We start from the raw sequence: 11664 nt of genomic DNA, 5'->3' as shown, positions 1-11664 counted from the left end.
CGTCGTCCGTCCACGCGTGGGGCGGACACACACCGGTCCACGCGAATCCCATCCACAGCAAGCTCTCGCCGAGGCGCTTGCCCATGGCTGTCACGGCGGACCTGCGCCTCGACCGCATGTCAGTCTCGCCGGTGATCTCCTTGAGCCTGCCGCGCAGCCAGGAGTCGGTGACGAAGGGGTAGCGAGCCTCCTCCGGTCCGTTCTCCTCCTCCTCGGCAGCCTCGTACGGTGTCCCCTCCACGGGTGCGACGAGCTCCACGGGTGCGACGAGCTCCGCGAGCAGGCCGCGCGCCGGGAGGGCCGCGTCGACGCGGCGCACACGGGCGGCCAGGCGTTCGGCGGCCGTCGGGACCGGCAGCAGGTCGGGGGCGTGGCGCCCCGAGCGCCGGGCGGCCTCGCTGATGCGGGCGCCGAGGAGCAGCGCGGCCTGGGCGACCGTGCCGCCGCCGGGGAAGCGGATGTCGGACAGTCTGCCGGAGGTGTCGACGAGCGCGACGCCCTCGGCACGGCGCTCCACGGCGAGGCCGGTCAGGCGCTGGAGGTCCTCGGCGAGCGAGGGGGCGCGCAGCTGGCCGAGCAGCTCGGGGTCGGCGTCGGCGTAGTACGCGACCGGGTTCTCCAGGACGAGGCGGCGGGCGCGGCGGGCCTGGTCGCGGCGCTGCGCGTGGCGGCCCGTGGACAGGCCCAGCGCGCTGCCGGAGTCGAGGAGCCCGGTCACCGAGGTGAGGTGCTGCAGGACCCGGGTGGGCTGGTGCACGGCGGTGAGGATCTCGCGGTCGATGTCGTACAGGGCCTCCGCACGCTCGGGGTCGCCGGCCCAGGCGGTGGCGGAGCCATCGGTGAGGGCGAGGGCGCCGCGCTCGGTGAGCCAGGTGACGGCGTCGACGAAGGCGTCCCGGTCGGTCTTGCGGGCGGTGTCCAGGCCGAGGCCGTCGATGCGCGCGGCGTCGGCGGCGACCGCGTCGGCGAGTTCACCGAGAGCGACCTGCGCACCGTGGCGGCCGAGGGCGGCGAGGGCGAGGACGAGGTAGGCGTAGCGGCGCCGGTCGAAGGGGCGGCCGGCGCGGGTGAGGGCGGGCCGCGTCGCGTCCAGGTGGTCCTGCGCGCGCAGCAGCCGGGCGGTGTCGACCGTGGTGACGAGCCGGTGGCCGAGGACCTCCATGAGGTCGGTGCGCAGCTGCGCGGCCCAGCGGCGCACGGTCGGCAGGGCCGCCCGGTCCGGGTACGAGGGTGTGATCAGCGGATGCCGCAGGACCAGCCGTACGGCCTTCTGGTAGTCGGCGAGTTCGAGCGGTGAGACGTGCTCGGCGACACGCTCCCCCACCCGTCGCCCGCCGCCGGCCGGGGTGGGGGCCGGGGCGGCAGCGGGGGTGCTTCGTACTGCGCTCATGCCGTGACCTCCAGTCGCAGCCCGTCCAGGTGCAGGTTGCCGCGGACGGTGCGCACGGTGGTGGAGCCCTCGGCGGGGGCGAGGGTGAGGCGTACGCCGTGGGCGGAGCCGGAAGCGGCGCGGACGCCGCGGCCGACCGGGACGCGAGCGGCGAGCGCCACGTCCATCAGCGCCAGCAGGACCCGCGTCTCGGCCTCGTCCAGCACCCTGCCGTGCGCTCCTTCCGCGGCGAGCGAGGCGGCGGCCGTGCGGCGCTCGGCCTGCTGCTTCAACTGCTCGGCGCGCAGCCGTTCCCGCTGGGCCTCGTTGCGTTCGATGCGGCCGGGGGCGTGCAGGCCGGGGCTGCGGCCGGACTGGACCAGGGTGCGCGCCAGCTCGACCGGTTCGGCCTCCCACCAGGACGTACGTCCCGGGATCAGCTCGGGGTCGGCGTACGGGACGGCGATGTGGCGGGGCGCGCCGAGCCCGAAGGCGGCCTGGAAGAGGGCATGCGCGTCCTCGTCGCTCTCGCACGACGCGAACCACTGGGCGAGGTGCCGCAGCTGGCTCTCCCGGCTCACCCCGCCGCGGCGGGCCTCGGTGACCCGGCGCAGCAGGGCGAGGACGGAGCGGATGGCGGTGACGGTGGCGTCCTGGAGCCGCTCGGCCTCGCCGTGCTCGCGCTCCGCGAACCAGTGGACGATTCCCTGCCACCGCTGCCGCCAGTCCTCGAGGCGTTCGGCGGGGCTGCGGAAGAGCCGCTCGTCGGCCTCGGCGGCGTGCTCGACCATCCGGTCGACGCCGGTGGCGGCGGCCTTCCCGACGGCCTCGGCGAGCAGCGGGGCGTAGCGGCCGAGCTCGGCGGTGAACTCCCGCATGTGCGTGAGCAGGGCGTCCTTGTGGGCGAGGAACACCTCGGGCCGGGTGTCGTTGGTCCGCGCCAGGTCGCCGAGCATCAGGTAGAACCGGGCGGCGCGCTGCGCCATCTCGCTCAGCACGGAGTCCAGGCGTCCGAGCTTGCGGTACACCTCCTCGGCGTCGCCGGCGGTGTTGGCGTCGGCCAGCGCGTGAAGGTCGGCGAGGAGGTCGGGGAAGACGAGCCGGGAGAGCTGGGCATCCTCCAGCCGCGCGCCGAGTACGTCTTCCACCGCCCGGTAGGCCCGGTAGCCCGCCTGGGTGAACTGGTAGACGTAGTGCCGGTTGCGGTACTCGGCGAGGTTCGCGGCGCGCGTCCCGTCGTACGACCGGTCGAGGACCCGCCACTCGGCGAGCGCGTCGAGCAGCGGCTGCACGTCCCCGACGGCCGCCGCGCCGGGATGGTCGGCGGCGAGCCGCTTCAGGAGCGCCGCCGCGTCCGAGGCGTGCAGCAGCACCTGGTAGTTGGCCCGTCCCCGCTCGAAGGCACGCAACAGCCAGAGATATTCGTGGCGCTTGTCGGCGGCGGCGAAGTGGAACAGCCGCAGCCGGTCGTCCAGGGTGAACGCGTCGATGCCGAAGGCGTCCTCGTCGGCGGATTCCGGGGCCGCGGACTCGTCGGTCACGGGTGCGATGACTCTCTCGTTCGGTCGGGGGGCGGCATGAGCGACACCCAGTCTGCCGCACGGGCCCCCGCCACCTTCAACGCGCTCCTCGCGCCGCGCTCGCTGTGCTACCGTGCGCCGCCCTCCACAGCACCTGGCGCGCCTTCCGCCCTCACAGCGGACAGGTCGTGGCCACAGCGTCCATACCAACTGCCCATGTTCTTGAACGACGCTACGCGCCCAGTTCCACGCTATGGAGGCCCGCGCGCTCGCACGCACCGGGGACGTCCGCGCATGCGAAGCCGCGCTCAGTTCGGCCACGAAGGCGCCGGAGAGCCGCAGCAACGACGACGAGCCGGAGTGGATCACCTACTTCGACGAGGCCGAACTCGCCGCCGAGGCCGCCCACTGCTTCCGTGACGTCAACAGCGCCCGCCAGGCCGTCGCCCACGCCGAGAACGCCATGAGCGGCAGCCACGTCCGCAGCGACTTCTTCGCGACCATGGTTCTCGCCGACGCCCACCTACGGGCCGGGGACGTCGAGGAGGCATGCCGGGTGGCCCTCGATGCCCTCGACCTCGGCGAACAGCTCAAGTCGGCCCGCTGCGTCAGCTACCTCGCCGAGTTCCGGCAGCGGCTGACGCGAATCGGTCCTACAGCCGCCGTCCGCGACTTCCACGAGCAGGAAACCGGGGTTCTGGGCCCCGGTTTGATCACGAGTGAAGACAGTCCCCAGTAGTGCCGGCGGTCGGCAGAACCGCCGTTACTTCCTGCACTGCCGGCACGCCTTGAGGTCCTGCCTCTCCGCCTCGTCCCTGGGGAGCTCCTCGATCCCCTGGAAGGTCTCCGGCTTGCCGTTCAGCGCGGAACAGCCAGGGTCCGTGTGATACGCGTACCGGTGCGCCCCGATGCGTACGTGCACATTGCTCATGGGTCGTGTCCCTCCTGTCGCCCCGGACCTGTCGTTGCCGCGCCGGTACGGGTTCCGCCGGCCGCGGACGGCCTGCAGCGGCACTCGTTGCTCCGAACCGGTTGTCTTCGTCAACGAGTGCAGGCAGTCGAAGCAACGGCCGTCAGAACGGCTGCCAGTCCTTCCGTCTTCCACCGCTCCGCAGGGCGCTCACCCGCCGGGCGAACTCCTGCTGCGGAGCGCTCGCTCGTGGTGACCTGGTGGCCGACCCACACCACCATCATCAGCTCGCGCAGGTCGGCAAGGGTCTCGTACCCCGGCCAGTTCATCAGGTCGAAGCCGTACCGGTGGACGAACTCGGCGTACTCCGCCTTGGTGTGCCAGCCGTACCGGTCGTAGTAGATCGCGGTCAGGATCAGGTCCCACTCGCGCGGGGCCGGCGCGGGGCCAGCGCGAGGCCGTCGAGATCGATCAGCACGGCATGCCCGTCGCGGTGCCGGAGTACGTTCCCGATGTTCGCGTCTCTGCTTTCTTGATCACTGGCCGGGCAGCCCGCTTCATGGAAGCGCGAGGCTAGCCCTGGCGCGGCCGGCGTGACTCGGCGTGGCCGAGCTCACCCTCGTCGGGCAGGAGGCCGGTGATCCGCGTCCAGATCGTCTTGGCGTCCACGCGGACGAGCCTGAAGGTGCTCGTCGGGGTGATCCGCTCCGCGGGCACGGGCTCGGTGGGCAGCTCCCGCAGCCAGTAGCCGAGAGGGCCGCAGTCCCAGACGGCGAAGCCGCGCGTCTCCACACCGTCCTGGCCCTCGTGGTGGGCCTGCCAGGCCGAGGTCAGGCGCCAGCTCGACCGGAGCTCGGAGATCAGGTCGGCGACGAGCGTCAGCGCCGGCTCGCCGAGGCTGCCGTCCGCCGCGAGGGCCCGGCGGATCGCCTCGCGCTCGTCGTCGGCGGACCTGACGAAGCCCTCGCCCTCCAGGACCGCGAGACCCGCCTCGACAGTGCTGACGGTCGTCTCGACGACGGAGAGAGCCGTGTCCCCGCCGGCCGAGGACTGCTGGAGGTTCACCATGTCGGCGAGCTTCCAGACCAGCATCTTCGGCTCGACGCAGGAGTACTCGGCCTCGGTCACCCCCGGCCACGCCTCGTGCGCGACGACGTGTGCCTCGCCGATGAGCATGCCGTGGTGCAGCTTGCCCTGCCGGCCGGCGGCCTCCAGCGAGATGACCACCCCCGGGTTGAGGACCGTCTTCATGAGCGGCAGCAGCAGAGGGGACAGCTTCCCGTCCTCATCGATCAGACCGCGGTCCAGCAGCTCCTTCCGGGCCACCGCGAACTCGTCGGGCACCTCGTCCCCTGCCGCCAGCTCGGACAGCACGATCACATGCTCGTCGGCCAGCCGGAAGCGGCACCGGGAAATGTCGAACGAAGGCATACACGCTCACTTGTTCGTCGCTCAGGACTGGGACTCGGCCCAGAAGTTGAAGATCCTTGAGAAGCCCGCCCGTACGGCGCCGCGCCGCGTGAGCACGGACCGGTCGACTCCGGAGAAGAGAGCCGCGAGGGAGACGTCGGCGGGCAGGACCCGGCCCGCCGCCTGCACGGTTGCTTTCCTGCCGCTTCCGAGACCCGACAGCCGCACCGTGATGACGACACCGGGGTCTTCGGCGTCGGGCTGCCGGGACAGCTTGTACGCCCTGCGGTTGATCGCCGTGAGCCTGTACGCGTCGCCCAGATACGTCATGTGCAGGGAGCGCCCCCGGTGCGTAAGCGCCCACCGGTTCCGGCTCATCCGCACGAGCCCGTCGCCCACCCGGAGCGTCGCGCGGTTGAGGGTCGGCATCGACACGACGTCCGTGTGCACGCCACGCGTCTCGAACGTGGCCGTGGGGATCAGAGCACCGCGCACATCCGTGACGATTGCGTTCGGCGCGTCCGGACCCGCCGGGTACACCACCCGGATGTCGCCGAGCTCCGGAGAAGTGCCCTCCCAGCCGAACTTCGTTCGCCCGGCGGGCTGTTTCTCCTTCCAGTACGCGAGCGTGAACGGGCTGATGGTCGTGTGCATGTCGTCCTGTCGTCCCTCGCTAGTCGAACGGGTTGAGGGCGCTGCCCAGCTTCTTCGCCCCGCCGGCGATGTCCGACGCCTTGTCGCCCATCCAGTCCCCGGCCTTCTCGATTCCGTCGCCGATGGCCTCGTGGTTGTCCCAGATCAGGCAACCTGCGTACACCACGCCCGTGCCGATCGCCAGGCCGGCCGTGACCGGGTTGGGCGCCACGGTCAGCGCGGTCATCGACGCGCTGAACGCCGTTCCGCTGAGGTCGGTGGCGAACTTCGAGGGGTTGGCCTTGATCATGTCCGCGTCGTACGTGGCCAGGTTCGCCACGCCGTAGGCGGTCGCCGCGACACCGCCGACGACACCCGCGCCCCGGATCCATCCGGCGGCCTTGGCGGCGTTCGCGAGGCCGCCGTTCTGCGCGACCTTGGCGAGGTCGGCCTCCGCCGCCGACGGCATGAAGAAGGCGCCGTTCCGTATGTACCCGCCGAACATGGCCGCTTCGTCGGACCCGGTGATGGCGTTGACCATACCGGGAGGAAGCTTGCTCAACAGGCTCCCGGGCGCGGCCCCGGCCATCCGGTTGTTGACGAAGGTGGAGAGGAACGTGCCGGGCGCGGTGACGTCCTTGCCCTGCTTCAGGTACTTGAACAGTTTCCAGGAGCCGCCCAGGCTCCCGCCGACCGCGGCGGCGAAAGCGGAGGCGGTGATCGTGCCCTTCTGGACGGCGGCGAAGAGTTCCGCGAGCCTCTTGCTGCCGGTCGCCTTCTCCACGCCATCCTTCTGGAGGCGCTGCAGATAGTCGTCCAGGGTCTCGCCGTCCCGCATCGCCAGTGAGGCGAGCTCCATGCGCTCCTGCTTCTGCTGGTCGTCCGCCTTCGCGACCTTGTCGGCGTTACCGTTGAAGCCGCCCGCCGTGTCGTCGTTCTTGCCGCCGCCGCTGTCCTTGACAACGGCTTCGAGGTCCTTCTGCAAGTCCATGTCGGCGTCGTCGACGGCCTTTACGCAGGACTTGATGTAGTCGGCCCAGGACTGCTCGCTCTCCCGGACGCTCTTGGCGTACGCCGGGTCGTCGCGGAGGGCCTTGCGCTCGCCCTCGGTGGCCCTCTCGTAGTCGAAGGCGACATTGCCCTGCTCGGAAACCTTCATGCCCGCCTCGACGGCGTCGGCGCGTGCGGTCTCCAGCTGCTTCTTCAGTTCGACGAACTGGGCGTGCGCGTTACGCAGAAGTGTCGCCGTCGCTTCTGCCTGGGTCTGTGCGGCCTGGTACTCGTACCGGGTCGCGGCGAAGTTCATGGAGGCCGCGTTCGCGCTCTCGCCCTGCCAGACGTCTCCGAGCGTGATTTTCTGGACGCTGTCCCGGTAGCGCTTCTCGACCTTCGCGAATTCCTCTGCCATCGACTTCCATTTGTCGGCAGCGGTGGAGAGCTTTCCGAAGTCCGTCGTCATGACTTCGTGATATGTGAGCATGCTCATTTCCCCTGGGGCGCTACGGAGTCGTGCGGTGGCCGGCCTGCGGTGGCTCACTCGTAGCCGTTGAACACCGACGGCGTCTTGATGCCGTTGATGTGGTCGCGGCGGCCGGTGTCGACTCCCGTCAGGGTGGTGGCGGCGTTCCTGAGACCGTCACGCTCCTTGCTCAGGCGGCCCATGAGCGTCTTCACCTGCCCGTCCCAGGCCGTTTGCACCATTTTCAGTGCGGTTGCGGTCGCCCATCCGCTGAACGCACCGATGGCACTGCCGTTGGCCGCGTCCGCATGTTCGGCCGCCTTCCTGGTACTGGCCAGCAGCTCGTTCTCAATGGTGTTGGCGGCGGCGCTCTTCTCGCTCGGCGTCGACACGAGCCTCGACGTGCCGCCCGGGCCCGGGCCGTCCTCGGGGAGCCGGTTCAACCGCATGGCCGTGCAGCGCTGTTCGGCCGCTTCGGCTCGCAGCTCGGCCCAGTCCTCATCGACGCCCATGGCGGGCCAACCCCCGATGCTGGTGATCACGGCTTTGCGTCACGTCATATGTCCGACACCGTAGCGCACCACAATCGATCACGCGGCAACTCGGCTTCGGATTCCGCCGGGTCGACTCGACCGCGGCTGCCAAAATTGCTGATTTGCCAGGATCGGATAGAGAACGTCGAGGAATTCCCAAAGGGCGGTTCCTGAGCCATTGAGCCTTTTCCATACCCGGTCCGAGCCCGCCAGACAATGACGTCTGCTGTACTCCCGAGTTCGTAGCCCTGCCGCTCCGCCGTGTCGTGCGGTCGGACGAGTGCGCCCTTGGGTGCTGACCGCGGTGACGAGACGCCCTTCCTCGCGCTTCTCCTCGCCTCGGAGTCACTCGATGCCTCTTCCGCTGTACCTGCTTGCCATGGCGGTCCTCGCCATGGGCACCTCGGAATTCATGCTCGCCGGTCTCCTGCCGGACATCGCCTCGGACCTTGACGTCCCGGTCGGGACAGCAGGCATGCTCACCTCGGCCTTCGCAGTCGGAATGTGCACCCAGCCATCTCGGCCGACGGCGAAAGGGGCCATGTCACGTCCTTGGAGTCCCGTACGTGGATGGCCTGCTCAGTGACGGCTACTTCCACGCAGTCATCGCCCTGGGCTGAACCGCCCCAGCTCCACCGACTCCACGGTGTGCTTGGGGAAGCGGACCAGCTGCCCGCACTCGGCGCGGCTGAGCCCCGCGTGCTCCCGCAGGGCCTGGACGACGGCGCCGAAGGTCCGCGCCTCACCCTCACACCCGGCCACCCTGCCGCCGGCGTCCTGCGCATCGCGGTCACCGATGCCCGCGGTGACCGGCTCCCCACGAAGGTCGCCGATTGCGCGACGCCGTCCGACAGCGAGACCGGCCGCGCCCTGCTTCTCGTCTCCACCCTGGCCGACCGCTGGGGCACGGAACCGTACCCACCGGGCGGCAAGACCGTCTGGACGGAACTCGATGCCGTCGGCGCGCAGGGACGTTGACGAGAGACGCAGGTGATCGCTGCGGTGCCGGCACGTCGGACACGGGCGGCCGTGCCTGCTGCGCCGCTCGGACTCCTGGGCGGAAGAAGAGCACGCGCCGTCGCCCACGCCCTCGACGAGCCGGAGCAGCATGTGAAGCTCCTTCGTGCAAGGCTGTTGAGACACGTCACGCTGTGGATCGCGGACGCACGAGCGCTGGGCCCGCGTTCACGTTCAGCGCGTCTCGCGTCGGCACCATGGCCGTTGGAGCGAGCGGGCGGGCTTCGTCGTCCCGGGCCGACGGGATCATAGGCGCTGCGCTGCCTTCGGGACTGCTCAGTCCTGCTGGAAGTGGCTCGGTCTGCCGTCGTGGCGGATCAGGCGGCCCTGTTGTTCCGCGCGGGCGCGGGGCATGAGGGTCCAGGTGCCGTCTGCGCGGCGCAGGGCGGCCGAGTGCCAGGGGGTCGTCCAGGCGTCGGCGGCGTCGAGGAGGCGGATGCCGAACTTGGGGGCGCCGACGGGCTGGGGGTGGATGGACAGCCTCACCGAGCGCGGGTGGTGCTCGGCGATCAGGGCGCCCCAGGCGCGGCTGCGCTGGATGACGCCGTACGCCCTTGTGCGGCACTCGCGTTGGAGGGCGGAGCGGCTGCCGGTGAAGTCGGCGGTGTCCTCGACGAGGAAGCGGGTGATGCCCCGGTACAGGGCGAGTGTGTGCTCCTCCGAGCGGACCTCCGCGCGCAGCGCCTCCAGGGTGGGTGCGTACCTCTCGTGCACGTGTGCGCGTTTGGCGTCGTGGGGGAGGTCGCCGAGGACGTCGCGCAGGTCGAAGACGGAGAGGCGGTTCAGGTCCTCGTCCTTCATCAGGCGTCTGAGTTCGTCCGAGTAGGCGTCTATGTGGTCGTCCGGGACGCGGATCAGGTCGCCGAAGACATGGCCGTCGGAGCAGATGGTCACCCGGGCGCCCGGCTCGTGGATCCTCTCGATGTCGCGGCAGAGCGAGTCCAGGAAGGTGAGGGAGAGGCGTTCGCCCTGGTCCGGGAGGTGGCCGAGGACCTTGGCGGGGTTGGGGGACTTGCAGGGGAAGCCCGGGAGGGTGAGGACGACGGGGTCGCCCGCTCGTACGAAGTCCTCGATCTGCCGCAGTTGGTGCGGGAACGCCTCCGCGCGGGCGGGCGCGGCACCAGTGGTGCGGTGGTGGGGCAGGAGCAGGTTCAGGATGGCGGTGCCGGTGGTGCTCGTGGAGCGGGTGTCCGGTGCGGTCTTCAGCGGCATGGGACGGGTTCCTCCGTGACGGCGTACGGGACGCGGGTTTGCGGGCATGGCCGTATGGCGCCTCGGCGGGGCGCGCCGGGTGCCGACGGGTGAGTACGGGTGAGTACGGGTGATCAGCCGGGACCCGTCCGGATCGCGGGATCGGGCCGGCCGTGGGCGAGGGGTCAGAGGCGCCGGTCGTAGCCGACGGGCAGGCGGTTCGCTCCCCGCCCGAGGACGGCCGGGATCCACTCGATGTCCTCGTCCCCGATGGCGAGGTGCAGGCCGGGCAGGCGGGTGAGCAGGGCCCCCAGGGCGGTCTGGAGTTCGGCCCGGGCGAGGGCGGCGCCGGGGCAGAAGTGGAGGCCGTGGCCGAAGGCCAGGTGCGGGTTGGGCGAGCGGTCGAGGTCGAGGGTGTCGGGGTCGGGGAAGCGGCGCGGGTCGCGGTTGGCGGCGCACAGCGAGACGATCACCGAGTCGCCCGCCGGGACCTCAGTACCGTGCAGGTCGCTTTCCCGGTCGAAGAAGCGCCAGGTCGTCAGCTCGAAGGCGCTGTCGTAGCGCAGGAGTTCGTCGACCGCGCGGGGCATCAGGTCCGCGTTGTCGCGCAGGCGGGCGAGTTCGGCCGGGTGGCGGAAGAGGGCGATCAGGGCGGTGGTGATCTGGTTCGTCACCGGCTCCTGGCCCGCGACCAGGAGCTGGAAGATCATCGAGTCCAGCTCCTCCTGGGACAGTTCGCGGCGGTCGCGGGCCGTGACGAGGCGGCTGAGCAGGTCGTCGTCCCAGTGTTCCCGCTTGTGGGCGACGACCTCGGCTATGTAGCCCTGGAGTCCGCGCAGGCGGGCCTCGTACAGCGGCCGTCCCGGGTCGGTGGGACCGACCGGCTGGACGACCTTGCCCCAGTCGCGGTCGAAGCGGGCGGCCAGTTCGGCCGGGAGGCCGATGACCTCGGCGAGGACCTGGAAGGGGAAGTGTGCGGCGAAGCCGGCGACGAGGTCCGTGGGACCGGTCTCCGGGAGGGCGTCGACGAGGGCGTCGGCGAGTTCCCGGAATCGGGGCCGCAGTCGCTCGATGCGGCGGGGTGTGAAGGCGTCCGTCACGAAGCGCCGCATGCGGGTGTGCTTGGGCGGGTCCTGGTGCAGGAGGTGGACCTGGAGCTGGGAGTGCTGCGGCTCCGGCATGATCGAGGCGCGGGCCCGCCAGCGGTCGTTGCCGCGGTCGTGGTTCTTGCCGAGGCGGTCGTCGCCCAGCGCCGAGTGGGCGGCGTCGTAGCCGGTGACGAGCCATGCCCGTACGCCGCTGGGGAACAGCACCCGGTGGACCGGGCCGGCCTCACGCATCCGCTGGTAGAGCGGGTAGGGGTCGGCCTTGTAGGGGCAGCCCATCAGCGGCACGGGCTCGGGCTGGGCCTCGGCGGCCGTCCCGGGTTCCTGGATGGTCATGAACGGAACTCCTCTGCAGGGCGAGTTCGGGCTGGTGGTGGTCAAGTGGTGGTCAAGCAGGGCGAAGTCGACGACACGTCCGAGGCGGAGGCGAAGGCGGTGGCCCCACTGCAGTTCGCCGGACGCGGTGTCGAGGCAGGGTGTGCAAGGGCGGTGCTCGGCGGGGGCATGGGAGACGGT

9 protein-coding genes and 4 pseudogenes are annotated in these 11664 nt (G+C 70.9%); 2 read left to right on the top strand and 11 right to left on the bottom strand.

Annotated features, from left to right (window positions below):
• Both GUY61_RS27110 and GUY61_RS27105 read right to left on the bottom strand, forming a co-directional pair.
• On the bottom strand, positions 1 to 1390 hold a 1390-nt coding region (locus tag GUY61_RS27110), incomplete at its 3' end, for a TIGR02678 family protein (protein ID WP_166632875.1).
• Complete coding sequence (locus tag GUY61_RS27105) at positions 1387 to 2910, bottom strand: TIGR02677 family protein (RefSeq protein ID WP_166632874.1); 1524 nt, start codon at positions 2908 to 2910, stop codon at positions 1387 to 1389. The genes GUY61_RS27105 and GUY61_RS27110, both read right to left, overlap by 4 nt.
• Positions 2911 to 3118: 208 nt before the next feature.
• On the opposite strand from GUY61_RS27105, the pseudogene GUY61_RS27100 reads away from it, so the two are divergent.
• Positions 3119 to 3628: pseudogene (locus tag GUY61_RS27100) on the top strand (hypothetical protein); the annotation flags it as partial.
• Between the two features lie 24 nt (positions 3629 to 3652).
• Here the strand turns inward: GUY61_RS27100 and GUY61_RS27095 are convergent.
• From GUY61_RS27095 to GUY61_RS27070, 6 genes and pseudogenes are all read right to left on the bottom strand, one after another.
• Positions 3653 to 3820 carry a hypothetical protein gene (locus GUY61_RS27095; protein ID WP_166632873.1) on the bottom strand — a complete coding sequence of 56 codons (168 nt, stop codon included), beginning with the start codon at positions 3818 to 3820 and terminating at the stop codon, positions 3653 to 3655.
• 142 nt (positions 3821 to 3962) lie between these two features.
• Positions 3963 to 4322, bottom strand: a pseudogene (locus tag GUY61_RS27090) (phosphotransferase family protein); the annotation flags it as partial.
• Positions 4323 to 4372: 50 nt separating this feature from the next.
• Positions 4373 to 5230 carry a histidine kinase gene (locus GUY61_RS27085; RefSeq protein WP_166632872.1) on the bottom strand — a complete coding sequence of 286 codons (858 nt, stop codon included), beginning with the start codon at positions 5228 to 5230 and terminating at the stop codon, positions 4373 to 4375.
• A 21-nt stretch (positions 5231 to 5251) separates the two neighbouring features.
• Complete coding sequence (locus GUY61_RS27080; protein ID WP_166632871.1) at positions 5252 to 5863, bottom strand: hypothetical protein; 612 nt, start codon at positions 5861 to 5863, stop codon at positions 5252 to 5254.
• Between the two features lie 19 nt (positions 5864 to 5882).
• Entirely contained in the window at positions 5883 to 7322 is a 1440-nt protein-coding gene (locus tag GUY61_RS27075) for a hypothetical protein (protein ID WP_166632870.1), read from the bottom strand.
• A 53-nt stretch (positions 7323 to 7375) separates the two neighbouring features.
• The gene (locus GUY61_RS27070; protein WP_166632869.1) at positions 7376 to 7843 is read right to left on the bottom strand and encodes a hypothetical protein; all 468 of its coding nucleotides are present in this window, start codon (positions 7841 to 7843) and stop codon (positions 7376 to 7378) included.
• A gap of 343 nt (positions 7844 to 8186) precedes the next feature.
• Here GUY61_RS27070 and GUY61_RS27065 point away from each other — a divergent pair.
• Positions 8187 to 8390: pseudogene (locus GUY61_RS27065) on the top strand (Cmx/CmrA family chloramphenicol efflux MFS transporter); the annotation flags it as partial.
• A gap of 56 nt (positions 8391 to 8446) precedes the next feature.
• On the opposite strand, the pseudogene GUY61_RS40535 reads toward GUY61_RS27065, so the two are convergent.
• The 3 genes and pseudogenes from GUY61_RS40535 to GUY61_RS27045 form a co-directional block, all read right to left on the bottom strand.
• A pseudogene (locus tag GUY61_RS40535) lies at positions 8447 to 8632 on the bottom strand (transcriptional regulator); the annotation flags it as partial.
• 495 nt (positions 8633 to 9127) lie between these two features.
• Positions 9128 to 10063, bottom strand: coding sequence for an L-tyrosine/L-tryptophan isonitrile synthase family protein (locus tag GUY61_RS27050; RefSeq protein ID WP_166632868.1), 936 nt, complete (start codon positions 10061 to 10063; stop codon positions 9128 to 9130).
• Between the two features lie 164 nt (positions 10064 to 10227).
• On the bottom strand, positions 10228 to 11484 hold the full coding sequence (locus GUY61_RS27045) for a cytochrome P450 (RefSeq protein WP_166632867.1): 1257 nt from the start codon (positions 11482 to 11484) through the stop codon (positions 10228 to 10230).
• Positions 11485 to 11664 lie beyond the last annotated feature (180 nt).

This window comes from Streptomyces sp. GC420, from assembly GCF_009916105.1.
In the GTDB taxonomy this organism is placed as follows: Bacteria; Actinomycetota; Actinomycetes; order Streptomycetales; family Streptomycetaceae; genus Streptomyces.
Note: the sequence above shows the minus strand (reverse complement) of the source record. Positions and strands in the feature narration are given on the sequence as shown.